This window comes from Pectobacterium betavasculorum, from assembly GCF_000749845.1.
Taxonomy (GTDB): Bacteria; Pseudomonadota; Gammaproteobacteria; order Enterobacterales; family Enterobacteriaceae; genus Pectobacterium; species Pectobacterium betavasculorum.
The window spans coordinates 790,399-816,252 of record NZ_JQHM01000001.1 but is presented as its reverse complement, the minus strand read 5'-3'; the positions used below and the strand labels follow the sequence as shown (position 1 = coordinate 816,252).

Sequence of the window (25,854 nt, the reverse complement as noted above, 5' to 3'; positions counted from 1 at the left end):
CGGGTTTACCCATATAGTCCAGTTGTTATCTCTTATTCGTGACTTTCTTCAACTTTTTCAAGCACCATCAACAGGAAAGCATATTCCAGCGCAATATCATCATAGCGTTTGAAGCGACCAGACTTCCCGCCGTGCCCAGCTTCCATATCGGTATACAATAGCACCAGACGCTCGTCCGTTTTGACTTCCCTCAATTTCGCCACCCATTTTGCAGGCTCCCAATACTGAACCTGAGAATCGTGTAATCCGGTAGTCACCAGCAAATGTGGGTACCCCTGTGCGGTAATGCCGTCATAGGGGCTATATTGCTTGATGTAGTCATAGTAGGTTTGTTCATTCGGATCGCCCCACTCGTCATACTCTCCGGTCGTCAGCGGAATTGATTCATCCAGCATTGTCGTCAGCACATCAACGAATGGAACCTGAGCGACGACGCCTTTAAACAGATCGGGTGCCATATTCACTACCGCCCCCATCAGTAATCCTCCCGCGCTTCCCCCCATGGCGAACATATTTTTCCTGTCGCCATAGCCTTTTTCTATCAATGCCTGAGATACATCGATGAAATCCGTGAAGGAGTGCATCTTATTGAGCAGTCGACCATCATCATACCACTGCTGCCCAAGCTCACCGCCGCCACGAATATGTATTAAAGCAAAGACGAACCCGCGATCCAACAGGCTCAAACGGCTAACGCTAAAATCAGGATCCAGGCTGTGACTATAAGCACCGTATCCGTAGACCAATATCGGATTCTTACCTGGGTTGAAATGGTCTCGATGATAAACAAGCGAAACGGGCACATCGACGCCATCGCGAACCGTGATCCACAGGCGCTCGCTCTGATAGTTATTCGGGGAAAAATCTTTCACTTCAGCTTGCTTAAGTAACTGCTGTTCCCCCGTGTCCAGGTTCAGTTCATACAACGTGCTGGGCGTTGTCATTGATGAATAACCATATCGCATCAGTGTCGTATCTGGCGTAGGGTTGTACGACAACCACGTCACATAGCTCGGGTCATTGAAAGCGATTGTTTTTTCTTCCTGCGTATGCCAGTGGATCTGGCGTAAGCAAGTCAAGCCGCGCTCTCTTTCTTCCACCACCAGCCAATCGCGAAAAAGTTCAAAACTCTCCAGCACACGGTGTTCACGTGGAGCAATCAATGTTTCCAGTGCTTGCTCATCGGGCTTATCCGAGCGGTAAAGACCAAAGTTTTTGCCCTCTCGGTTGGAGCGCAGATAAAACCGATCCTGATAGTGATCGATACCATATTCATGATCTTTCCGGCGTGGAATGCATACCTGCGGCACCGCGTCTAGGATCGTCGCGTCAAGTAATAGCACCTCTGTCGTCGTGGTGCTGCTGAGATAAATGGTGATGTAGTGCTCTGATGTCGTTTTACTCAAGCTGACATAATAGGTGTCATCCTTCTCTTCATACACCAGCTCATCCTGCGCCGGATCGCTGCCCAAGCGATGACGGTAGACCTGATACGGTAACAGCGTTTTTTCATGTTTGCGCACGTAGTAAAGCATCGTCGAATCGGCCGACCATTCCGCACCTGCGGTCACATTTTCGATCACATCCGGTAGCCATTCGTCGCGGCTCAGGTCACGAAAGCGTATCGTGTACTGTCGGCGGGATAAAAAATCCTCCGAGAGCGCCAACAGCAAGTTGTTCGGGCTAACTTCAAGCGCACCGAGACTGTAAAATTCATGACCTTCCGCGCGTTGATTTCCGTCCAACAGCGTTTGCCACTCTTTAGTTACCTGCTCAGGCTGGCGCAGATAGATAGCGTACTCTTTGCCCTGCTCATAGCGACTTTGATAGCGATACCCCCTTCTGACATACGGCACTGACATATCCGTCGACGGAATACGGTTAACCATTTCGTCATACAGCGACCGTTTACGCGTCTCATGAGGTGCCATGATCGCTTCACTGTAGGCGTTTTCCTGTTCCAAATAGGCCAACACCTGCGGATCGACACGCTCGTCGTCACGCAGCCAGTAATAGTTGTCGATACGCGTATCGCCATGTGTACTTATCGCGTGGGGTCTTTTTTCAGCTTGCGGTGTCTTCATCGCGTCGGATCTCGTTGTCTTGACATAAAATTTTCACTCTGCAAGAAGAGTGGCACGATTGCCCTGCAATGCCAAGCCACGTCCTTGTCTCTTGATGCGCTTTTGCGTAACGCATTCCAATGCGTTTCCTCTCTAATGCGTACGCAAACGTTTTCGTTTATACTGCGGCCATTTTTCACAACCCGATCAGGTATAAGGTTATGTTAACAATTGGAACCGCCCTGCGTGCGAATGCCACACGAGTGATGCTGCTTGGCTCCGGTGAATTAGGCAAAGAAGTAGCAATTGAATGTCAGCGCCTGGGAATCGAAGTGATCGCGGTCGATCGCTACGCCGATGCTCCTGCAATGCAGGTTGCGCATCGTAGCTATGTCATCAATATGCTGGATAGTGATGCATTAAAAACGTTAGTTGAAGCAGAACGCCCTGATTACATCGTGCCGGAAATTGAGGCCATCGCTACTGATATGCTGGTGACGCTAGAAAAACAGGGTCACCATGTTGTTCCCTGTGCAGAAGCCACTCGTTTGACGATGAACCGTGAAGGCATCCGCCGTCTGGCCGCCGAAACGCTCGGCGTTCCGACATCTGTCTACCGCTTTGCCGACAGCAAAGAGAGTTTTCATCGGGCAGTAGAAGAGATTGGTTATCCCTGCATTGTGAAGCCAGTCATGAGTTCATCCGGCAAAGGGCAAAGCCTGATTCGCGCCGCTGAGCAATTAGAGCAGGCATGGCTCTATGCCCAACAGGGTGGCCGAGCGGGCGGTGGACGCGTCATCGTGGAAGGATTGGTTAATTTTGATTTTGAGATCACCCTGCTGACCATCCATGCCGTTGACGGCATTCATTTCTGTGCACCTATTGGGCATCGACAAGAAGACGGCGATTATCGCGAATCCTGGCAGCCGCAGCAGATGAGTGTGCTGGCGCAGGAACGCGCACAAAAGATGGCCAGCGATGTTGTAAAAGCGCTCGGCGGTTATGGTCTGTTCGGCGTTGAACTGTTTGTCTGCGGTGATGAAGTCATTTTCAGTGAGGTCTCCCCTCGCCCGCACGATACCGGCATGGTGACGATGATTTCTCAGGATCTGTCCGAGTTTGCTCTGCACGTTCGCGCTTTCCTGGGACTGCCAATTGGCGCGGTTCGCCAGTACGGCGCATCGGCTTCAGCCGTGATTTTACCGGAACTGGACAGTAACAATGTACGTTATCAGGGACTGGAAAATGCACTGCTCCCTCATACGCAAATTCGCCTGTTTGGCAAACCGGATATCAGCGGCAAACGTAGGATGGGCGTTGCGTTAGCCAGTGCGGAAACCACAGCAGATGCAATTGACATCGCCAAGCGCGTCGCGGCAGACGTAAAAGTTAGCGGTTGATGCATTTTATTGCTGACAAGATGAAATAAACGTTACTGACGGCGGACTGAATACTCGCCATAAAAACGCAGGAGCGGTTTTCAACGTTACGATGCAACGGCTCGGAGGGTGGCAGGCAGGGATAGCCTGCCGTGTAAAAAAGCCACCCGCTGCGAGTGGCCTTTGTCATTCAGTAACAAACAGATTTAAGCTTTTGCGCCTGCAACAGCTTCACGCGCCAGTTCAGTAATACGCGCGTAATCACCATTTTCCAATGCGTCGTTCGGTACCAACCAGGAACCACCCACGCACAGTACGCTTTTCAGCGCCAGATAGTCGCGGTAGTTATTTGGCGTAATACCCCCCGTCGGGCAGAAACGAATATGAGCAAACGGCCCCGCGATCGCTTGAAGCGCTTTCACACCGCCGTTAGCTTCCGCTGGGAAAAATTTGAATTCACGCAGGCCGTAATCCATACCCAGCATCAGTTCAGAGACGGTACTGATACCTGGAATCAACGGGATGTTGCCTTCCGTCGCGGCTTTCAACAATGGCTCAGTCAGGCCAGGGCTGATGGCAAACTGCGCACCAGCCTCAACAACCGCAGCCAACTGCTCTGGGTTTGTCACCGTACCTGCGCCCACAATGGCTTCTGGTACTTCTTTCGCAATCACGCGGATCGCTTCAATGGCACAATCGGTACGCAATGTCAGTTCCAGAACGCGAACGCCACCCGCGACTAACGCTTTTGCCATCGGTACCGCATGTTCCAGTTTGTTGACCACAATCACAGGAACAACAGGACCCGTTGTCAAAATTTGTTCCGCGCTCGTTTTCCAGTTTTTCATCAAAAGTTATCTCCAGTCATGCCCAAAGGCATCATTAATTATATAGCGCGCCCCTGCCACAGGGCTCTGCGTCGCCGCAGATGTCCGACCGCACCGTTAGCCATACATTAAAACTGTGGAATGCCGAACCACTTCAGCACTCCTGTTACTGATTCACTCGCAAAGACTTACTCAAACTCATTCCAGGAACGGCCATCGCGGGTGATCATCGCTACGGATGCCACCGGTCCCCAGCTTCCTGCCTGATACGGCTTCGGCGCATCGTTGTCCATCGCCCAGGCCTCCATGATGGAATCCACCCATTTCCAGGCTTCTTCAACTTCATCGCGACGAACGAACAGCGCCTGAATCCCACGCATGGTTTCCAGCAATAGGCGCTCATAAGCATCCGCCAAGTGTTGTTGATTAAAGGTTTCCGAGAAGCTCAGATCCAGCTTCACCGTTTGCAGGCGGTGCTTGTGTTCTAATCCCGGAATTTTATTCAGAATCTGGATTTCCACGCCTTCATCCGGCTGCAAGCGAATAATCAGTTTGTTCTGCGGCAACTGCTGGTAAGAATCATGGAACAGATTCAATGCTGGATTCTTAAAGTACACCACCACTTCTGAACATTTCGTTGGCAGACGTTTGCCGGTACGCAGGTAAAACGGCACGCCAGACCAGCGCCAGTCATCAATGTCGACACGAATCGCGACAAAGGTTTCCGTGCTGCTGCTTTTATTGGCACCCTCTTCTTCCAGATAGCCCGGTACTTTATGCCCTTGAACAAAGCCAGAAGAATATTGACCGCGCACCGTCGTATCATGCACGTTGGAGCGATCAATACGACGCAGTGAACGCAACACTTTTACCTTTTCATCACGGATGCGGTCGGTCGTCAAATCAGATGGCGGTGACATCGCAATCATCGTCAGAATCTGTAACAGGTGGTTCTGGATCATGTCACGCATCTGGCCAGCTTTATCAAAATAGCCCCAGCGGCCTTCAATCCCGACCTCTTCGGCTACCGTAATCTGCACATGATCGATAGTCCGGTTGTCCCAATTCGAGGAGAACAGCGAATTGGCAAAACGCAGCGCCAGCAGGTTAAGAACCGTTTCTTTACCCAGATAGTGGTCAATACGGTAAACCTGACACTCGTTAAAGAATTCCGCGACCTGATCGTTAATGACGCGAGAAGAAGTCAGATCGGTACCCAGCGGTTTTTCCATTACCACGCGCGCAGGCTCTTTATTCAACCCCGCAGTCCCCAACCCTTTGCAGATCGCACCGAATGTGCTGGGCGGCATCGCAAAATAGTTGATAGTGGTACGATTTTTCTGGTCAAGCATCTTGCCCAGCTTGTTAAAGGCTTTCGTGTCTTCTACATCAAGATTGCAGAAATCCAGCCGACTACTTAGCGTTTCCCACAACTTATCGTCGATGGCTTCTTTCATAAAGGTGTCAAGCGCTTCGCGCACGACGCGGGTATACTCCGCTTTATCCCAATCCGCACGACCCACCCCAATAATTTTGGTGTCCGCATGGATGTGACCTGCTTTTTCCAACTGGTACAGGGAAGGCAGCAATTTACGGCGCGCCAGATCGCCCTTGGCACCAAAAATAACCAGATCGCATGCTTGGGCTGTTGAAGTTACCGCCATGTTCATCTCCTCGTTGCAGGATGCTGTAATTTTATTACAGCGATAATGTACTCTTTTTGACTACAGCCAGTAAACCCATCATAAAAATGCCAAATAATGGTCGCCATTGCCTGAAAATCAGGCATAAATCGGCCTATGCAGTGGCTGAAGTCATTTATGCATCCGCCCTAAAACGAAATTTTTCGTCGTTTCTGACAGTCGATTACTTTTCTGAAAGTTAGACACATGTCATGTTCTGGCAAAAAAACGCCCCAACTTAACGTGTTGCCCTCTGCCAACCACTACAGGGTCGTAGTATATTTTCACGACGTGCATTTTTTCACGTAATGCATGCCAGTTGTACCTTTAGTTGAAATTGGAAAAAACTTACATGGCCTTTGTCGTATGAATATGCTGGAAAAAATCCAGAGTCACTTAGAACTCTTGAGCAAATCAGAAAGAAAAGTGGCTGAAGTGATCCTGAGCACTCCGCAGACGGCCATTCACTCCAGCATCGCGACCTTGGCCAAAATGGCTGATGTCAGTGAACCAACGGTTAATCGTTTCTGTCGTCGCCTTGAAACAAAAGGTTTTCCCGATTTTAAACTACATCTGGCGCAAAGTCTGGCGAACGGTACGCCGTATGTGAACCGCAACGTTGAAGAAGATGACAGCGTTGATGCCTATACCAGTAAAATCTTTGAATCCACGATGGCGGGATTAGAGCAGGTGAAATCGAGCCTGGATGTAACCGCCGTCAACCGCGCGGTGGATTTGCTGACACAGGCGAAGAAAATCTCTTTCTTTGGGCTAGGTGCTTCCGCCGCTGTCGCACATGATGCGATGAACAAATTCTTCCGCTTCAATATCCCCGTCGTTTATTTTGATGACATCGTGATGCAGCGCATGAGCTGCATGAACTCCAGCGACGGCGACGTCGTGGTATTGATTTCCCATACTGGCAGAACCAAAAGTCTGGTCGAAATGGCGCAACTAGCACGCGAGAACGATGCAACGGTGATCGCCATCACTTCGGACGGCACGCCGCTAGCGCGTGAAGCCTCGCTGGCCTTGCGGCTTGACGTGCCCGAAGATACCGATGTCTATATGCCGATGGTATCCCGCATCGCTCAGTTGACGCTGATCGACGTTCTGGCTACGGGGTTCACACTGCGTCGTGGGGAAAAATTTCGAGATAACCTGAAACGAGTCAAAGAGGCCTTGCGTGAATCACGCTTTGATAAAGACGAACGGTTGATTAACCCGTTCAGGTGATACCTGATTTTCTGATAATAGTTAAGTTTTATGTTGTGCTTTGTTTTTAGTTACATCTTGTACCCTAAATAATTCGAGTTTCAGGACAAAACGTTAACGTTTTGAACAACGCGAAGCGTTGGCCCGCGAGGGCGAGTATTTGAACGAAGCCAACGCACATGCAACGTAAAGTTGCACGGGTAATAAAAATGAGCGGTATTATCTACCCGCCTCATCTTGATATGGCCACAGACTATGGGCATGGAAAGATAGTAGGGATTACCTGTACAGTATGATAATCAGACTCAACACGATGTTCGGATAACGCAGGTGAAATAGTTTTGTTGTATGGTGACATTTTACACCGTTATTCGACGCTTAATCGCAACACTGCAGCTTCACAAGTGAACGGAGTTATACATGTCCAGACGGCTCAGAAGAACCAAGATTGTTACCACCCTGGGGCCCGCTACCGACCGCGATAATAATCTCGAAAAAATTATCAGTGCGGGCGCTAACGTAGTACGCATGAATTTTTCTCACGGCACAGCAGAAGATCACCAATTACGTGCCAACAAAGTTCGTGAAATTGCGGCTAAATTAGGCCGCCACGTTGCCATTCTTGGCGATCTACAGGGTCCAAAGATTCGTGTCTCTACCTTCAAAGAAGGTAAAATTTTCCTGAATGTCGGCGACAAATTCTTGCTGGATGCCAACTTAGCGAAAGGCGAAGGCGATAAAGAAAGGGTCGGGATCGATTACAAAGGCTTGCCAGGCGACGTAGTGCCTGGCGATATCCTGTTATTGGATGACGGCCGCGTACAACTGAAAGTCCTTCAGGTTGAAGGTCTAAAAGTTTACACCGAAGTCACCGTTGGTGGGCCGCTGTCTAACAATAAAGGCATCAACAAACTCGGTGGCGGCCTGTCTGCCGAAGCCCTGACGGAAAAGGATAAAGCCGACATCATTACTGCCGCAAAAATTGGCGTCGACTATCTGGCGGTCTCTTTCCCACGTACTGGTGAAGATCTCAATTACGCACGCCGCCTTGCACGCGATGCAGGTTGTAACGCCAAGATCGTATCAAAAGTTGAACGCGCTGAAGCCGTCTGTTCAGATGCCGCAATGGATGACATTATTCTGGCTTCCGACGTGGTAATGGTCGCCAGAGGCGATTTGGGCGTTGAAATCGGCGACCCTGAGCTGGTAGGGATTCAGAAGAAGTTGATCCGTCGTGCTCGTCAACTGAACCGTGCTGTCATTACCGCCACGCAGATGATGGAATCGATGATCACCAACCCGATGCCAACGCGCGCCGAGGTAATGGACGTCGCCAACGCCGTGTTAGATGGCACCGATGCCGTAATGCTGTCAGCAGAAACCGCCGCGGGTCAATATCCTGCTGAAACCGTCGCGGCGATGGCAAAAGTGTGTTTAGGTGCGGAGAAAATCCCAAGCATCAACGTATCCAAACACCGCCTTGATGTACAGTTTGATAATACTGAAGAATCCATCGCGATGTCTTCCATGTATGCAGCTAACCACCTGAAAGGGGTTACTGCGCTGATCGCCATGACGGAATCAGGCCGCACCGCCCTGATGATGTCCCGTATCAGTTCCGGCCTGCCGATTTTCGCAATGTCTCGTCATGAGCATACGCTGAACCTGACCGCGCTGTATCGTGGCGTAACCCCCGTGCATTTCGACAGCTATACAGACGGCGTTGCTGCCGCCAATGATGCAGTGATCCTACTGCGTGACAAAGGGTTCCTGATGTCTGGGGATCTAGTTATCGTCACACAGGGCGACATCATGGGCACCGTAGGCACCACCAACACAATCCGTATCCTGCGCGTGGAATAATCATTTTAGCCGTCCGCTACTAAGTTAACGGACGGTAATTGTGATAATAATAGCGTGATGGTAAATGTATGATAGTAAAAAGCCGGACGATTTCTCGTCCGGCTTTTTTATCGATGCGCGTCTATCCGTGACTCATCTCACTTCTTGTTGCGGTATAATTCATCGCGGCAATATGGCTCAATCTCACCCGGCTTGCGGGTCTTCAACAGCTTCAGAATCCAGGTGTACTGCTCTGGATTTGGCCTGACCAGAATTTCGACTTCTTCATTCATACGCCTCGCAATGTATGCATCATCCGCATCCGCTAAATCATCCATCGGCGGGCGAATAAACACATCCAGGCAACCATCTTTGGCGTTATATACTGGAAACAACGGCACAATATCAGCCCGACACACTTTCATTAGCCGTCCAACAGCAGGCAGCGTTGCTTTATAGGTTGCAAAGAAATCAACGAACTCGCTGTGTTCAGGGCCGTGATCTTGATCGGGTAAGTAATAACCCCAGCATCCTGAGCGTACAGAGCTGATAAACGGCTTAATACCGTCGTTGCGAGCATGGATGCGGCCACCAAAACGACGGCGTAGCCGATTCCACCAATAATCCACCAGCGCATTCTTCTGATTATGGAACATCGCCGCCATGCGCTGTCCGCGAGAAGTCAGCAACATCGCAGGGATATCGACGCCCCATCCGTGCGGAACCAGAAAAATCACGTTCTTCTCTTGCGCTTTAATACGTTCAAGAATGTCTCCGCCGTGCCAACGAACATATTTCTCGATTTTATTTGGATTACGAATCCCAACTTCGACCATCATGATCATCGACTGAGGTGCCGTCGCAAACATGTCATCGATGATAGCTTCACGCTGTGCTTCCGTTAACTCTGGCATGCAATACAGCAGATTAATGCGGGCACGACGGCGAGCACCTTTTGATATTCTCCCGACAAAACGCCCTAACCCACCCAGCACAGGGTTTCTTAACCGCGCAGGGATATAGGCTGTAAGTGCCATCACGCCAACACCTAACCAAACACCCCAATAGCGCGGATGAAAAAAGGCGCGTTGAAACTGGGGAACAAATTCAGCGTTCGATTTTTTTTCTTTTTCCATGCCTAAACTCTTCAATTCAATCAATAAATCTAATCATAATTGCCGCTTGGCGTTTAGCAACACTTACTGACAATTATGCAAAAACACGTCTACACGACAATAAAAAATCAGGAACCGATGTTCTATCAAATATTCTACAAATGAAAATGCCGGCAGCAAGCCACCGGCATAACATGCAGTCAATATCGTTAATCAAACTTAAGCTGCGGCACCACTTCCTTCACCTGCGCCAGATAATCACGACGTTCTTTACCCGCCAGCCCTTCAGAACGCGGCAGTTTAGCCGTCAGCGGGTTTACCGCCTGCTGGTTGATCCAGAATTCGTAGTGCAGATGCGGGCCTGTAGAACGCCCTGTATTACCGGATAATCCAATGCGATCGCCGCGTTTCACTTTCTGCCCTGGTTTCACCAGGATACGGTGCATATGCATGTAGCGCGTGGTGTACTGGCGACCATGACGGATGGCAACATAATTACCCGCAGCACCGCTGCGTTTTGCAATCACCACTTCACCATCCCCAACGGCCAGAACGGGTGAACCGACAGGCATGGCAAAATCGACACCTTTATGCGGTGCAACACGCCCAGTCACCGGGTTCAAACGACGCGGATTGAAGTTGGAGGAAATACGGAATTGTTTCATGGTCGGGAAACGCATAAACCCACGCGTCAAACCAGAACCTTCGCGATCATAGAATTTACCGTCTTCTGCACGAATAGCGTAGTAGTCTTTACCGCCGGTATTCAGGCGAACACCGATCAGTTCACTTTGTTCACTTTTGCCATCAAGCATTTCACGGGACATCAGGACAGAAAACGTGTCGTCTTTACGTAATTTGCGAAAATCCAACTGCCACTGCAGCGCTTTGATCACGTCTCGCACTTCTGTGCTCGTCAAACCAGCATTTTTCGCACTGCTGACAAAACTGCCACTGACCCTACCATTCAGAACGCTGTTACGCCACTCGCCTTTTAGCGTCTCGACACGCTCTTTAAAATCGTTGCCTACACGCTCATAAATTCGTGTTTCACGACGAGACATCTGCCAGGTCAAACTTTGCAGGTCGCCATTATCTCCCAGAGCCCACGAGATTTGCTGACCAATTTTCAGGTTACGCAAATCTTTATTCTGATCCGCAAGCTGGGTAACATCCGCAATATCAATACCGTACTGGGTCAAAATGCTGCTTAAGGTATCGCCTGTAGAGACGACGTACTCATGTACGCCGCTTTCATCGGCAACTTTATCATCCAGCTCATCTTGCGGAATGTCGTCATCAGGTGAAGGTTGGTCTATCGGTTCACTGGCTTCTGGCGTCAGGGTTCGTAGCTGACTGGTTTCCAGGTCGATATCTTTTACGATGACGGGCGCGTCATCAACGTGGGGATAAACAAAAGGCCGCCAAACAGCAACGGCCAATGTGACAACGGTAAGCGACCCCAGCATGACGCGATGGGGCCGAGGTAAGCTGTTATACGCCAGAGCGATAGTTCGGACTATCTGCTGCACTTATTCGTATCCTCATGATTTTTCCTCCAGACAGCTCACATACTGGTTCGATAGCTGCAATAGGAAATCAGCATAGCTATCTCTACCCAGTGCAATGTTGCTTCCCAATGGATCGAGCACACCCGAGCGTACGTCGGTTCCCTTGGCAACAGCATTAATAACGGCTGGCCTGAATTGCGGTTCAGCAAAAACGCATACGGCTTTATGCTCAACCAACTGTGTTCGTATTTGATGTAAACGCTGTGCGCCAGGTTGGATTTCGGGATTAACCGTGAAGTGTCCCAAGGGGCTTAACCCGTAATGCTTCTCAAAATAGCCATAGGCATCATGAAACACGAAATACCCTTTACCCTGCACAGGCGCTAGCATCTTAACAATTTTTTCATCTGCTTGCGCAATTTTATCCGTGAAATAAAGCAGATTCGCGTCTAGTTTGTCCTTATTCTGAGGCATAAGTTCCAATAATTTTGCATGAATGGCAATTGCCGCCTGTTTTGTCATCTCCGGCGAGAGCCAAATGTGCATATTGTACTCACTATGATGGTGACCATCGTCACCGTCATCATGGGCAGTATTACTGTGAACGTGGCCTTTTTCATGCTCATCCTGTGCATCGTCATGGTCATGTCCGGCCTCTTTTTCCAGCTCAGATTTAATGGCTGGCAGCGCGGAAAGCGCGATCTGCTTTGCAGGTAAAATTTTCGCTAACGGTTTCCCGAGAAACGCTTCCATTTCCGGCCCAACCCAAATCACCAGTTCGGCGGACTGTAAACGCTGGACATCAGACGGGCGCAAGGCATAATCGTGGGGCGATGCGCCATCAGGTAACAAAACCTCGGTTGGCCTCACGCCATCGGCAATAGCCGACGCAATGAATCCCAAAGGACGAATTGAAGTAATGACCGTAGCGGATGCTGCATTGATTGATATCCCGCTTGCGAGTAGCGCACTGGCAACAAACACACTTTTTAACCATTTTTTTTGTTGAATAGATAGCTGCATGAAGGTCGATCCCGTCGATTTTTATTGTGTTATTTGTTATAATATAACATTACATGGGTTATGCAAACCGAATTATATGTCCACATTGGTATCACTTAATAATATTTCAGTAACATTTGGCAGCCGGAAGATCCTGTCAAATATCTCGTTGACTCTACAGGCTGGTCGAATTCTGACGCTACTGGGGCCGAATGGCGCAGGGAAATCGACGCTGGTGCGCGTGGTATTGGGGCTACTTTCCCCTACCTCCGGTTCACTCGTTCGGGATCCCGCACTGCGAATTGGCTACGTTCCGCAGAAGCTACATCTGGATTCCACCCTGCCCTTGACCGTCAGCCGTTTTATGCAACTGCGACCGAGCGTGAAAAAGCAGGATATCTTACCTGCCCTTAAACGTGTTCAGGCTGCACATCTGCTTGAACAGCCGATGCAGAAACTCTCCGGTGGAGAAACCCAGCGCGTGCTGTTGGCTCGTGCACTACTCAACCAACCGCAACTTCTGGTTCTGGATGAGCCGACACAAGGGGTCGACGTCAATGGGCAGCTGGCGCTGTATGATCTGATTAACCAACTGCGGCAGGAATTCCACTGCGGCGTGCTGATGGTGTCACACGATCTGCATCTGGTGATGGCGAAAACCGATGAAGTTCTCTGCCTTAATCAACATGTTTGCTGCTCCGGCACGCCTGAGGTTGTTTCCCTTCATCCCGAATTTTTAGCGATGTTTGGCCATCGCGGTGCGGAGCAATTGGCGATCTACCGCCACCATCATAATCATCGTCATGACCTGCAAGGACGTATCATTCTAAAGAGACAAGGTGGAAACGACGCATGATAGAACTGTTGTTTCCCGGTTGGCTGGCAGGGGTTTTGTTGGCGATTGCGGCAGGTCCGCTCGGTTCGTTCGTCGTCTGGCGACGGATGTCTTATTTTGGCGATACGCTGGCGCACGCGTCCTTACTTGGCGTCGCATTCGGTCTGTTACTGAATATTAACCTCTTTTCTGCCGTCATTGCCGTGACGCTCATTCTGGCATTAGGCCTCGTTTGGCTCGAGCGCCGTCCCTATCTGGCCGTCGATACGTTACTCGGCATCATGGCACATAGCGCCCTGTCGCTTGGGTTAGTTGTCGTTAGCCTGATGAATAACGTGCGCGTGGATTTAATGGCCTACCTATTTGGCGATTTACTCTCCGTTACAACAGAGGATCTGTGGGTTATCGGTGCTGGTGTGATGGTCGTTATTGCCGTTATGCGTTGGCAATGGCGTGCGCTGCTTTCCATGACGATTAGCCCAGAACTGGCATACGTCGACGGCGTGAAATTACAGCGCACCAAGCTGCTTTTAATGCTGACTACCGCATTAACGATTGGTATCGCCATGAAATTTGTTGGTGCATTAATCATTACGTCGCTGTTGATTATTCCCGCCGCTAGCGCCAGACGTTTCGCACGGACACCGGAACAAATGGCGAGCATCGCCATTATTGTTGGAATCATTGCCGTGACAGGCGGTTTGGCGTTCTCGGCTGGCTACAATACGCCAGCCGGACCGTCGGTAGTACTGTGTGCATCGCTGCTGTTTATTGTCAGCCTGCTCAAGCCACAACCCGCCTAACCAACAACAAAAAACTAAAAAGAAAGTTCCGCTGAACTGCTAGCGCCGGGATTGATCAGCGCAATTTGCCGTCTTCCTTGTCGACTCTGCCCTGCTGCTAGCAAACCGCACGCTCAGGCGATACTATTCTTCGCGTGTTAAGCCAAAATGCCGATAGGCATGCTGTGTCGCCATTCGGCCACGCGGCGTACGCTGGATGAACCCTTGCTGAATCAGAAATGGCTCCAATACATCTTCGATAGTTTCGCGTTCTTCGCCAATCGCCGCGGCTAAATTGTCCAAGCCGACGGGGCCCCCCATAAATTTATCAATGATCGCTAACAGCAGCTTACGGTCCATGTAGTCAAAACCTTCGGTATCTACGGCCAGCATATCCAGCGCCTGTGTCGCCACGGCTCCGGTAATCGCACCTTCCGACTTAACCTCGGAAAAATCACGCACGCGGCGCAATAATCGGTTGGCGATACGCGGCGTGCCACGCGCACGACGTGCCACTTCAAGGGAACCCTCCGGCGTCAGATCGAGCCCCAAACACTGTGCGCTACGGCCAACGATATACTGCAAATCCGCCACATTATAAAATTCCAGACGCTGCACAATGCCAAAGCGATCGCGCAGCGGCGAGGTTAACGACCCCGCACGCGTCGTTGCACCGATCAGCGTGAAAGGAGGCAAATCGAGTTTGATCGAACGGGCGGCGGGTCCTTCACCGATCATGATATCCAACTGATAATCTTCCATAGCGGGATACAACACTTCTTCTACTACAGGAGACAGACGATGGATTTCATCAATGAACAACACATCATGTGGTTCGAGATTAGTCAATAGTGCGGCAAGATCGCCTGCTTTTTCTAATACCGGGCCTGATGTTGTGCGCATATTCACGCCCATCTCATTGGCAACAATATTCGCCAGCGTCGTTTTACCCAAGCCAGGAGGCCCAAAAATGAGTAAATGATCCAGCGCATCCCCACGTTTACGCGCAGCCTGGATAAAAATTTCCATCTGCTCACGCACCTGCGGCTGGCCTACATATTCGGTCAGCAGCTTAGGTCTCATCGCGCGGTCGAGAAATTCTTCTTCAGGAACGGCGTCAGCGGAAATCAAACGGTCGGCTTCTATCATCAATACCTCACAGCGCCGCGCGCAGTGCATCCCTGATCAGGGTTTCACAGTCTGCATCAGGGCGCGCGATTTTGGAAATCATGCGGCTAGCTTCCTGCGGTTTGTAGCCCAGCGCCACCAGTGCCGCTGCGGCCTCTGTTTCGGGTTCACCAACGCGGCTGTCTGTGGTTGCAGGCGACGCCAGCGGAATATCGCTGACCGGATTGAACAGATCACCGCTCAAACCTTTGAAGCGATCCTTCATTTCTACAACTAGCCTTTCCGCCGTTTTCTTACCTACGCCGGGAAGTTTAACCAATGCGCCAATCTCTTCGCGCTCAACTGCGCTGACAAACTGCGTTGCGGACATACCAGAGAGAATCGCCAGCGCCAGCTTCGGCCCAACGCCATTCACCTTGATCAGCTCGCGAAACAGCGCCCTTTCCTGCTTATCATTAAAACCGAACAGCAGTTGTGCATCTTCGCGGACCACGAAATGAGTAAAGATAATCGCTTCCTGATTAAGCTCAGGGAGTTCGTAAAAGCACGTCATCGGCATATGGACTTCGTAACCCACGCCGTTAGCTTCTATCAGCACCTGCGGCGGCTGTTTCTCCAGGATAATGCCTCTGAGGCGACCTATCACGTTGCGCTTCCTTTTACATAGGGAATGAATGGCTTGAAGTATGACGAGTATATAACATAAAAAAGGCTGGATGAATATCCAGCCTCCTGTTTCAGCGCAGTCTTCCTGCCAGTGGGTTTACTTTCGCCGCTGCCGTACGCAGCAGACTCTGGTTAAAGTGGCAGTGAGTAATCGCAATCGCCAGCGCATCGGCAGCATCCGCCTGCGGGTTGGCAGACAGTTTCAACAGCGATCGAACCATATGCTGCACCTGTTTTTTATCCGCCGCGCCAGTTCCGACCACCGTTTGCTTAACCAAACGCGCGGCGTATTCAAACACCGGTAAATCCTGATTCACACCGGCGACGATCGCCACACCACGCGCCTGCCCGAGTTTCAATGCTGAATCCGGGTTTTTCGCCATAAAAACCTGCTCAATCGCCATACAGTCTGGGCGAAATTGCGTAATGATTTCACTGACGCCAGCATAAATCAGCTTAAGCCGCGTGGGCATATCATCTACCACAGTGCGAATACAACCGCTGCCAAGATAGGTCAGATGTCGCCCCTGCTGACGGATAATGCCATAACCCGTCACGCGCGAACCGGGGTCGATACCTACTATGATTGTCATCGTGCCGCTCCGCCGATTCGCCCGTATAGGTCGCTGTTTCCACTTTGCATCACCGACCCGCTATTACAGCAGCTCAGCTACCTCATCGGAGATCTCACCGTTATGGTAAACCTCCTGCACATCGTCGCAGTCTTCCAGCATGTCGATCAGACGCATCAGCTTAGGTGCCGTTTCTGCATCCATATCCGCCTTGGTGGACGGAATCATAGACACTTCAGCAGACTCCGCTTTCAGACCAGCCGCATCCAGCGCGTCCTTCACGTCACCGAACGTTTCCCACGGCGTAAATACGTCAATCGCACCGTCGTCATAAGTCACGACATCATCGGCACCTGCTTCCAGCGCAGCATCCATCACCGCATCTTCATCCAGACCCGGCGCGTAAGAAATGACGCCTTTCTTGGTGAAGAGGTACGAAACGGAGCCATCGGTACCCAGATTGCCGCCGGTTTTGGTAAACGCATGGCGCACTTCGGAAACGGTACGGTTGCGGTTGTCACTCAGGCATTCCACCATGACGGCCGTGCCGCCCGGGCCGTAGCCTTCATAAATGATGGTTTCCATGTTGGCATCATCATCACCGCCGACGCCACGGGCAATCGCGCGGTTCAGCGTATCGCGCGTCATGTTATTGGACAGAGCTTTATCGATCGCGGCGCGCAGACGTGGGTTAGAACCCGGATCGCCACCGCCCAGACGGGCTGCGGTGACCAGTTCGCGGATAATCTTGGTAAAGATTTTACCGCGTTTGGCGTCCTGTGCTGCTTTACGATGCTTTGTGTTAGCCCACTTACTATGACCTGCCATAAAAATCTCCGAAAAAAGCCTGTTCAGGCCGGATAAATAACAAATTCCTCAATCGCCTGCCGGTTGCTCCAGGACTTGGTCAGTTGTGCCGCGTGGGGCACATCCAGCCACTGGTAAGCAAGATGCTCGGATAATTGCACCTCGCGCTCAGCGGGTAACGCCAGACAAAACCAGTGTTCGGTATTGTGCGTAACCCCCGGCGCATAGCGACGTCTCAAATGAGCAAATAGCTCAAACTCAATACAGCGCTGACAGTCAAAGAGTGATAACGCTTCCGCGGATATATCGATGTTAACTTCTTCTTTGACTTCACGCTGTGCGGCATACGACGTGCTTTCCCCTTCTTCTATGCTGCCCGTTACCGACTGCCAGAATTCAGGATCGTCACGCCGCTGCAACATCAGCACCCGTCCGGTATCACGGGCATAGATCACCACCAGAACCGAAACGGGTCGCTTATATACCATCTTATTCGTTCTCGGATTTTCCATCCTGAGCCACTTTCCCTTTCACAACAACCGCAATGGCAAGCTCTTGCAGCGAGGCTGGATTGGCGAAGCTTGGCGCTTCCGTCATCAGACACGCTGCTGCCGTCGTTTTCGGGAAAGCGATAACGTCACGAATGTTATCAGTGCCCGTCAACAGCATTACCAGACGGTCAAGACCAAACGCCAGACCCGCGTGCGGCGGTGTACCATATTTCAGCGCGTCCAGCAGGAAGCCAAATTTCTCACGCTGCTCTTGCTCGGTGATGCCTAAAATGCTGAATACGGTTTGTTGCATCTCACCGCTGTGAATACGCACAGAACCGCCACCTACTTCATAACCGTTAATGACCATGTCGTAAGCGTTGGCGATCGCCGAAACCGGATTAGCAGCCAGTTCAGAAGGCAGCATGTCACGCGGTGCGGTAAACGGGTGGTGCATTGCAGCCAACCCGCCTTCGCCATCTTCCTCAAACATAGGGAAATCGACAACCCATAGCGGTTCCCAGCTATTGTCTTTCGTCAGGCTCAGATCGCGCCCCAGCTTGAGACGAAGCGCACCCAACGCATCGGTTACCACTTTCGCGCTGTCCGCGCCAAAGAACAGGATGTCGCCATCTTGTGCGGTAGTGCGATCCAACACGGCAGACAGAACCTCTTCACTCAGGAATTTTGCTACCGGACTTTGAACGCCTTCCAGCCCTTTGGCACGCTCGTTGACCTTGATATAAGCCAGACCTTTTGCGCCATAGATTTCAATAAATTTGCCGTATTCATCAATCTGCTTACGACTCAGTTGTGCGCCACCCGGTACGCGGATCGCCGCAACGCGGCCTTTGGCATCATTTGCCGGACCAGAGAACACTTTAAATTCGATGTCTTTAACCAGATCGGCAACGTCAACCAGTTCCAGCGGGTTACGCAAATCGGGCTTGTCGGAACCGAAACGGCGCATCGCTTCCGCGAACGTCATGACTGGGAAATCGCCCAGATCGACACCTTTCACGTCCAGCCACAGTTCACGCACCAGTTGCTCCATCACTTCACGCACCTGAGGCGCGGTCATGAACGAGGTTTCTACATCGATTTGGGTAAACTCAGGCTGTCTGTCGGCACGCAAGTCTTCGTCACGGAAGCATTTGACGATCTGGTAGTAGCGGTCAAATCCAGACATCATCAGCAGCTGTTTGAACAGCTGTGGGGACTGCGGCAGCGCATAAAACTTGCCTTTATGTACGCGGCTTGGCACCAAATAGTCGCGCGCGCCTTCTGGCGTCGCTTTCGTCAACATCGGCGTTTCGATGTCCATGAAGCCATGGTCATCCATAAAGCGGCGTACAAAACTGGTGATACGTGCACGCGTTTTCAGGCGCTGCGCCATTTCAGGACGACGCAAATCCAGATAGCGGTATTTAAGACGCGCTTCTTCAGTATTGATTTGGTTGGAATCCAACGGCAACGCTTCAGAACGGTTAACTATCGTCAGAGCGTTGGCAAAAATCTCGACTTCACCCGTCGCCATATCTTTGTTGATTTGGCTTTCTGGTCGGGCGCGGACTACACCGGTAAGTTGGATGCAGAACTCGTTACGCAACTCGAATGCCAGTTTAAATGCATCCTGACGGTCAGGGTCAAAAAACACCTGAACCAGCCCTTCTCGGTCACGCATATCAATAAAAATCAAACCACCCAGATCGCGGCGGCGGTTAACCCAACCGCACAATGTCACTTCCTGGCCCACATGGGACGAATTCAACTGCCCGCAATAATTAGTACGCATCACGATGTCCTTTTACTCATCCGCCAGCTCACACGTTTCACGGTGGATTACTTTTCACGGTAGATCACAACGCAAAAACAGTGGCATTTTCGCTGCACGGCATGGTTTTTCTGGGTTACTGTCTGATGAAAAAAGGCGGCTATTATAAAGGATATTCGCCCGAACGATAAGCATGAAGGTAACGCTCTGCGACGTCGCCGCCTACTCTTTTTACGAAATTTCCTTCTCGGTTAACAGAATGTTCACTAATCGCGGCGGAGTTGTTGCAAAACTAAACGTCAGAGACAAACCGAGTCGCCTGAATATGATGAGCTGAAAAACCGTCAGAAAAACGGCATATCAGTAGGCAAATCCTCTGAAGATTCATCCGCCCGACAGCACGGGTATGCCAACACGTACAGCATGAGGATTTGTGGAAACTGACCTTCTTTTAATAAAACCTGCTAAAATTACTAAGTAACTGCTTATTTTTATAAAAATTTTAATAAAAAACGCTTTCCCTTTATTGGCTAATGCGTATGGTTTACATGGAGAACAAGTATGTATTCATTTGTTGCCCGTCAACCCATTTTAAATCAACATCGCCAAACCGTTGCCTACGAGTTACTTTTTCGCATGGACGTCACGAATAAATTCCCTGACGTCAGCCCTGAATTTGCCACCGCACAGCTTATTTCCGATCAGTTCTTAACCAACCCATTGACGAAATCCGTCGTTGAACAACCTTACTATATTAATTTTCCCTATCAGATGCTGATCAACGGCCAGGCTGAAGTGTTACCGCAGGAAAAAGTCGTTATAGAGATTCTTGAAAATTCTCCTCCCGACAATGAATTATTTGCCGCCGTAAAAAAATTAAAAAGAAAGGGCTTCAGAATTGCACTCGATGATTTTTCGATGAAGTCAGAATGGGATCGGTTTTTGCCTTTCATTGATATCATCAAATTCGATTTGTCTCTGTCGGGTTTTAGTGACATTGAAAATTTCATTAAGAGCAACACACAGCGTAAGTTAATTTATCTGGCCGAAAAAGTAGAAACACACGAGCAATACCTGCAAAGTAAAAAAATAGGTATCTCGCTGTTTCAGGGGTATTTTTTCAGTCGACCTGAAATGATTAAGTCGAAAAAGTTGGTCAATAATTCCAGCAATACCATCAGACTACTGAGAGAAGTCAATAAACCTGAGATCAACTACGCCACGATCGAAGAATTGGTCTGTGCCGATCTGTCGCTTTATTACAAATTGATGCGCCATATCACTAATATCAAATACAACACTCGCTTCGGAATTACCTCAGCCACGATGTCTTTCCGCGCTATGGCGATGTTGCTTGGACAACGCGAGCTTAAACGTTTTGTATCATTAATTTGTATCACCAACAGTAATGAGAATAAACCCAGCGAGCTTTACCGCACCAGTCTCATTCGCGCCAGATTTTTCGAATTACTATATGCCTCTTTTAATGTGAAGAAAGATACCACCGAAGCATTTCTCTGCGGATTATTGTCGCTGATAGACGCTGTATTAGACTCACCGATGCCGCTGTTACTCTCACAAATATCCCTATCGGAAAAAATTAACCAAGGCTTATTAGAACATACTGGCGAACTGGCGATTTATCTCAAGTTAATCGCTAAATATGAACAACAAGAATGGGAAGAGCTTGAAGACCTTTTAGCTCAGGTGGGTATCGGTGAAGAAAAATTTTTTACCATGATAATGGAAGCAACACAGTGGGCAGATGAGGTTTTATAAACGATTCCTCTCGGCTCACTCGCGCGGTCCTGACAATTACGCGATAATCGACACCACCCTAGTGAAGCTCAATCTCAATGAAGTTATGGTGCGATGATGTACATCGGATTACCACAATGGCAGCACCCCGCATGGAGTCGGTTGGGGTTAAACGATCTCGCCGACTACAGCCGCTACTTTACCTGTGTCGAAGGTAACACGACTTTTTATGCGTTGCCTTCACGCGAGGTTGTCGAGCGCTGGCGTGACATGACGCATGATGATTTTCGTTTTTGCTTCAAGTTTCCCTCAACGATCAGCCATAAAGCCGCCCTGCAAAACTGCGATAGCGATGTTGGCCTGTTTTATCAATGCCTTGAACCGATTGGACATCGAATCGGACAGCTATGGCTACAGCTTCCCGCGACCTTCGGGCCAGCACAATTATCCGTTCTGTGGCGCTTTCTTGACACCTTGCCTCGAGGATTTAGCTACGGAGTGGAAGTGCGTCACCCGCTATTTTTTGCTAAGGGCGATGAGGAACGAGCGCTGAATCAGGGATTACAGCAGCGCGGTATCAATCGCGTGATTCTCGATAGCCGTCCGGTTCATCACGCCGCGCCAGACAGTCCTGCCATGCGTGAAGCCCAACGGAAGAAACCTCGCGTTCCGGTACACGCTGTGCTAACGGCTACACAGCCGCTAATCCGCTTTATCGGCAGTGAAACTCTGGAAGAAAATTTGCGTTGGTTCGAGTCATGGCGTAACAAATTGCCACAATGGCCTCAGGCAAATCCTTTCTTCTTTATTCACACACCAGATATCGGTGATGCCCCACCGTTAGCTCAACAGCTTTGGCCATTACTCGCCGAGATCGACCCGACACTGCCGTCCCCGCCAGATTGGCCGCAGCAGGCGACACTTTTCTGATCCACAAGATATAAGGTGTGTTAGTTCATTTAGTTATAAACAGTTTTATAACGTAACCCATTTCCGCTAAAAAAATCAGCCTTTACAGGCGACAGTTGCGTTAGGTAAAGCTATCATTCTGCAAGCCGTTTTCGGTTAGGTCACGGAGTAAAAAATGGTAAGTGCGCTCTATATCGTGCTCGGCGCAATCTTGTTGATAAAGCTGTCTATTGATGTTGTGAAACTGAGAATGCAGTATCGCGTGGCCTACGGCGACGGCGGATTTTATGAATTGCAAACGGCGATCCGCGTACATGGCAATGCAGTGGAATATATTCCAATTGCGGCGATTCTACTGGTACTGATGGAAATGAATGGCGCCCTTATCATCATGATCCATTTTTGCGGCATTCTATTGATTACCGGGCGTTTAGCTCACTATTACGGCCTTCGGCATCGCGAATTCCGCTGGCGGCGATCAGGTATGTCGACAACTTATGCCTCACTCATCCTGATGATTGCAGCAAACCTCTATTATCTTCCCTGGGATCTGGTTTTTACGTTGTATTGATGGCGTGAGACAAAAACGATACCAGCCTCTCTCGGGCGCACAAACATTATGCGTCCGGGAACCAAAATCCGTGCCCAAACAATGTGAAAAGTGAAGGCTAGATACCCTAAATAGTTCGCGTTTCAGGACAAAACATCAGCGTTTTGAGCAACGCACATGCACTTGAAGTATGACGGGTATGGCGTATTCTGCTAGAATGTGCGCCTCTTTATTACTCTCAGTACACTTTCCGCCATGCCAAACCGCGATATGCTTTTTTCTGTGCCAATTGCCAATTTAGGCGACTGGACATTCGACGAACGCGTTGCCGACGTATTTCCCGATATGATCCAACGTTCCGTGCCCGGCTATTCCAACATTATCTCAATGATTGGCATGCTGGCAGAACGGTTCGTCCGTCCGGATAGCCACGTCTACGATCTGGGATGTTCGCTAGGTGCGGCCACGCTGTCTATGCGACGCAATATCCATGTGCCGGGCTGCAAAATTATCGCGGTAGACAATTCTCCGGCGATGGTAAAACGCTGCCGTAGCCACATTGATGCTTTTCGCTCCGAAACGCCTGTCGAAATTATAGAAGCGAATATTCTGAACATTGATATCAAGAATGCTTCCATGGTTGTGCTGAACTTTACTCTTCAGTTTCTGGAGCCTTCCCAACGTCAAGTGCTTATCGAGCGTATTTATCAAGGATTGAATCCCGGCGGCGTGCTGGTGCTCTCTGAGAAATTCAATTTTGCGGACAAAGACGTCGGCGAATTGCTGTTCAACATGCATCTCGATTTTAAACGGGCAAATGGCTACAGCGAGCTGGAAATCAGTCAGAAGCGTAGCATGCTGGAAAACGTCATGCTGACCGACTCGGTAGAAACCCATAAAGCTCGACTGGCAGATGCCGGTTTTGAGCACAGCGAGATCTGGTTTCAGTGTTTTAATTTTGGTTCGTTATTAGCCGTGAAAGCAGAGGAAAAAGCGTGATCGATTTCGGCAATTTTTATCAGCAAATCGCAAAGAGTCCGCTCAGCCACTGGCTTAACACGCTGCCTTCACAGCTCAGCAGTTGGCAACAAGAATCCCTGCACGGTAAATTCAAACTCTGGTTTAACTCGCTAGAACATCTCCCGTCGCTGACGCCAACCTCTCTGGATTTGAACGACAGCGTCACGGCGCGCATGGAGCCCGATATTTCCGTCGGTCAGCGCGAAGGGATTGAAAAGCTGCTACGTAATCTGATGCCCTGGCGCAAAGGCCCCTTTTCGCTTTACGGCGTGGATATCAACACGGAATGGCGTTCAGATTGGAAATGGCAGCGCGTTCTGCCGCACATCAGCCCACTGAAGAATCGCCTGATTTTGGATGTAGGGTGCGGCAGCGGCTATCACCTGTGGCGGATGGTAGGTGCAGGTGCCACGATGGCGGTTGGCATCGACCCCATGCAACTGTTCCTATGTCAGTTTGAAGCCGTGCGTAAGCTACTCGGCGACGACCAGCGTGCACACGTTCTGCCACTTGGCATTGAGCAACTCCCCGAACTGGCTGCGTTCGACACCGTATTTTCCATGGGTGTGCTATACCATCGTCGCTCCCCGCTCGATCACCTGTGGCAATTGAAAAATCAGTTGGTTGCAGGTGGTGAATTAGTGCTCGAAACACTGGTCATTGAAGGTGATGAAAATCAGGTGCTGGTCCCGGGAGAACGCTACGCGCAAATGCGCAATGTCTATTTCATTCCGTCTGCTGCGGCTTTAACGACATGGCTTGAGAAATGCGGATTCGTTGATGTCCGCGTCGTTGATATCTGCACAACTACAATGCAGGAACAGCGCAGGACAGATTGGATGATCACCGAGTCGCTGGCAGAATTCCTCGACCCTGATGATCCAACGAAAACGGTGGAAGGTTACCCCGCACCGGTACGAGCGGTGTTGGTTGCACGTAAACCTGGGGTCTACCAACCCTAAATTACTGCGCTGGACAAAAAAAGCCCCAGCAACACACTGGGGCTTGGTACTTGCCATGCAAACCTGATGGTATGCGGCGCGGCAAAATTTAATAATAACAATGTGGCATATCTAGCATATGCGATCTATCAACCGCTGCATCATGTAACACCTTACACTACGATACATACTGCATTTTACGATCCGGACTGACCGTTCGTTTCATGGCTTCCACTACATCACCATCCACGCAATACTGGCTAAATTCATCTAGTTCCGTCTCAGAACACATCGACACGCCGATTTTGCGATAACGCATAGGGGATGGCGTCCACTGGCCTGCGGAACTATGCAGTTCCCGGATACCGGCTTGCTGAAATTTGTGCACGTTAGTTAACCGCACACCGGAACCCGCCATAATAATTGGACCGCGACTGGCCTGTGTTAGTTCACGTAATAACCGTAATCCATTTTCCGCCGTTTGCTGTTGCCCTGAGGTTAATATGCGCGCTACGCCAAGGTCAGTGAGTTGCCCCAGCGCAATGTAAGGGTTCAGGCACATATCAAACGCGCGGTGAAAGGTCACTGCCATCCCTTGAGCCACCGCCATGATTTCGCGCATTTTGGGCAAGTCAATGTGCCCTTCCTCATTGAGTACGCCGACAACGACACCGGGGAATCCCATCTCACGAATCTGCTCAATGTCGTATTTGATAGCAGCAAACTCCGTCGGGCTGTAGCAAAAATCGCCCCCTCTTGGACGCACAATCGGATGAACAGGAATCGCGACCTTTTCGCGCGCACCGCGCAGCGCACCATAGGATGGCGTTAATCCGCCTTCTCGTTGCCCTGCACAGAGTTCAATTCTGTCAGCCCCAGACTGCGCTGCTGTTATCGCACAATCAACGCTATAACAGCATACTTCCAGTTTCGTCATCGCTGCTCCTCCATGTAAACTCCCAGACTACTTTTCTTAATTATCGAA

At 50.2% G+C, this 25,854-nt stretch carries 23 protein-coding genes; 10 read left to right on the top strand and 13 right to left on the bottom strand.

Features of this window, described 5'->3' with window-relative positions; all coding sequences use genetic code 11:
- Positions 1-32 precede the first annotated feature (32 nt).
- On the bottom strand, positions 33-2,084 hold the full coding sequence (locus KP22_RS03620; RefSeq protein ID WP_039322425.1) for a S9 family peptidase: 2,052 nt from the start codon (positions 2,082-2,084) through the stop codon (positions 33-35).
- A 200-nt stretch (positions 2,085-2,284) separates the two neighbouring features.
- Between KP22_RS03620 and purT the strand changes: the two genes are divergently transcribed.
- Positions 2,285-3,463 (top strand): formate-dependent phosphoribosylglycinamide formyltransferase, encoded by a 1,179-nt coding sequence (gene purT, locus KP22_RS03615; RefSeq protein ID WP_039300429.1) that lies wholly within the window; start codon positions 2,285-2,287, stop codon positions 3,461-3,463.
- A gap of 185 nt (positions 3,464-3,648) precedes the next feature.
- Here the strand turns inward: purT and KP22_RS03610 are convergent, their stop codons facing one another.
- Complete coding sequence (locus tag KP22_RS03610; RefSeq protein WP_039322422.1) at positions 3,649-4,290, bottom strand: bifunctional 4-hydroxy-2-oxoglutarate aldolase/2-dehydro-3-deoxy-phosphogluconate aldolase; 642 nt, start codon at positions 4,288-4,290, stop codon at positions 3,649-3,651.
- A 167-nt stretch (positions 4,291-4,457) separates the two neighbouring features.
- Positions 4,458-5,933: a glucose-6-phosphate dehydrogenase gene (zwf, locus tag KP22_RS03605; RefSeq protein ID WP_039300435.1), complete on the bottom strand. Its 1,476-nt coding sequence runs from the start codon at positions 5,931-5,933 to the stop codon at positions 4,458-4,460.
- Between the two features lie 384 nt (positions 5,934-6,317).
- On the opposite strand from zwf, the gene KP22_RS03600 reads away from it, so the two are divergent.
- Together KP22_RS03600 and pyk are read left to right on the top strand one after the other, a co-directional pair.
- A complete protein-coding gene (locus KP22_RS03600) occupies positions 6,318-7,187 on the top strand; it encodes a MurR/RpiR family transcriptional regulator (protein WP_039300438.1) in 870 nt (289 codons plus the stop codon).
- 399 nt (positions 7,188-7,586) lie between these two features.
- A complete protein-coding gene (pyk, locus tag KP22_RS03595) occupies positions 7,587-9,029 on the top strand; it encodes a pyruvate kinase (protein ID WP_039300441.1) in 1,443 nt (480 codons plus the stop codon).
- Positions 9,030-9,166: 137 nt separating this feature from the next.
- Here pyk and lpxM read toward each other — a convergent pair whose 3' ends face one another.
- The 3 genes from lpxM to znuA all read right to left on the bottom strand — a co-directional run bounded on the left by lpxM (position 9,167) and on the right by znuA (position 12,657).
- Positions 9,167-10,144, bottom strand: coding sequence for a lauroyl-Kdo(2)-lipid IV(A) myristoyltransferase (lpxM, locus tag KP22_RS03590; protein WP_039300444.1), 978 nt, complete (start codon positions 10,142-10,144; stop codon positions 9,167-9,169).
- Between the two features lie 188 nt (positions 10,145-10,332).
- Complete coding sequence (gene mepM / locus KP22_RS03585) at positions 10,333-11,655, bottom strand: murein DD-endopeptidase MepM (protein WP_039300448.1); 1,323 nt, start codon at positions 11,653-11,655, stop codon at positions 10,333-10,335.
- Between the two features lie 12 nt (positions 11,656-11,667).
- Positions 11,668-12,657 (bottom strand): zinc ABC transporter substrate-binding protein ZnuA, encoded by a 990-nt coding sequence (gene znuA, locus KP22_RS03580; RefSeq protein WP_039300451.1) that lies wholly within the window; start codon positions 12,655-12,657, stop codon positions 11,668-11,670.
- A 76-nt stretch (positions 12,658-12,733) separates the two neighbouring features.
- Between znuA and znuC the strand changes: the two genes are divergently transcribed.
- Positions 12,734-13,492 carry a zinc ABC transporter ATP-binding protein ZnuC gene (znuC, locus tag KP22_RS03575; protein WP_039301094.1) on the top strand — a complete coding sequence of 253 codons (759 nt, stop codon included), beginning with the start codon at positions 12,734-12,736 and terminating at the stop codon, positions 13,490-13,492.
- Positions 13,489-14,274, top strand: coding sequence for a zinc ABC transporter permease subunit ZnuB (gene znuB / locus KP22_RS03570; protein WP_039300456.1), 786 nt, complete (start codon positions 13,489-13,491; stop codon positions 14,272-14,274). The genes znuC and znuB overlap by 4 nt, the downstream gene beginning before the upstream one ends.
- 123 nt (positions 14,275-14,397) lie before the next feature.
- Here the strand turns inward: znuB and ruvB are convergent, their stop codons facing one another.
- From ruvB to aspS, 6 genes are all read right to left on the bottom strand, one after another.
- Positions 14,398-15,402, bottom strand: a complete 1,005-nt coding sequence (gene ruvB, locus KP22_RS03565; protein WP_039301096.1) for a Holliday junction branch migration DNA helicase RuvB — start codon at positions 15,400-15,402, stop codon at positions 14,398-14,400.
- 7 nt (positions 15,403-15,409) lie between these two features.
- Positions 15,410-16,027, bottom strand: a complete 618-nt coding sequence (gene ruvA, locus KP22_RS03560; protein WP_039300459.1) for a Holliday junction branch migration protein RuvA — start codon at positions 16,025-16,027, stop codon at positions 15,410-15,412.
- 91 nt (positions 16,028-16,118) lie between these two features.
- The gene (ruvC, locus tag KP22_RS03555) at positions 16,119-16,640 is read right to left on the bottom strand and encodes a crossover junction endodeoxyribonuclease RuvC (RefSeq protein WP_039301098.1); all 522 of its coding nucleotides are present in this window, start codon (positions 16,638-16,640) and stop codon (positions 16,119-16,121) included.
- A 63-nt stretch (positions 16,641-16,703) separates the two neighbouring features.
- The gene (locus KP22_RS03550) at positions 16,704-17,447 is read right to left on the bottom strand and encodes a YebC/PmpR family DNA-binding transcriptional regulator (RefSeq protein WP_010275900.1); all 744 of its coding nucleotides are present in this window, start codon (positions 17,445-17,447) and stop codon (positions 16,704-16,706) included.
- A 23-nt stretch (positions 17,448-17,470) separates the two neighbouring features.
- Positions 17,471-17,914: a dihydroneopterin triphosphate diphosphatase gene (gene nudB, locus KP22_RS03545; RefSeq protein WP_039322419.1), complete on the bottom strand. Its 444-nt coding sequence runs from the start codon at positions 17,912-17,914 to the stop codon at positions 17,471-17,473.
- A 1-nt stretch (position 17,915) separates the two neighbouring features.
- Positions 17,916-19,712, bottom strand: a complete 1,797-nt coding sequence (gene aspS / locus KP22_RS03540) for an aspartate--tRNA ligase (protein ID WP_039322416.1) — start codon at positions 19,710-19,712, stop codon at positions 17,916-17,918.
- Between the two features lie 540 nt (positions 19,713-20,252).
- On the opposite strand from aspS, the gene KP22_RS03535 reads away from it, so the two are divergent.
- From KP22_RS03535 to cmoB, 5 genes are all read left to right on the top strand, one after another.
- Complete coding sequence (locus KP22_RS03535; protein ID WP_039322413.1) at positions 20,253-21,470, top strand: EAL and HDOD domain-containing protein; 1,218 nt, start codon at positions 20,253-20,255, stop codon at positions 21,468-21,470.
- A 96-nt stretch (positions 21,471-21,566) separates the two neighbouring features.
- A complete protein-coding gene (locus KP22_RS03530) occupies positions 21,567-22,379 on the top strand; it encodes a DUF72 domain-containing protein (protein ID WP_081926220.1) in 813 nt (270 codons plus the stop codon).
- 154 nt (positions 22,380-22,533) lie between these two features.
- Positions 22,534-22,929, top strand: coding sequence for an MAPEG family protein (locus KP22_RS03525; RefSeq protein ID WP_039300469.1), 396 nt, complete (start codon positions 22,534-22,536; stop codon positions 22,927-22,929).
- 234 nt (positions 22,930-23,163) lie between these two features.
- Positions 23,164-23,907, top strand: coding sequence for a carboxy-S-adenosyl-L-methionine synthase CmoA (gene cmoA, locus KP22_RS03520; protein WP_039300471.1), 744 nt, complete (start codon positions 23,164-23,166; stop codon positions 23,905-23,907).
- Entirely contained in the window at positions 23,904-24,890 is a 987-nt protein-coding gene (cmoB, locus tag KP22_RS03515; protein ID WP_039322407.1) for a tRNA 5-methoxyuridine(34)/uridine 5-oxyacetic acid(34) synthase CmoB, read from the top strand. The genes cmoA and cmoB overlap by 4 nt, the downstream gene beginning before the upstream one ends.
- Positions 24,891-25,047: 157 nt before the next feature.
- On the opposite strand, the gene cutC is transcribed toward cmoB, so the two are convergent.
- Entirely contained in the window at positions 25,048-25,806 is a 759-nt protein-coding gene (gene cutC, locus KP22_RS03510; protein ID WP_039300475.1) for a copper homeostasis protein CutC, read from the bottom strand.
- Between the last annotated feature and the right edge of the window lie 48 nt (positions 25,807-25,854).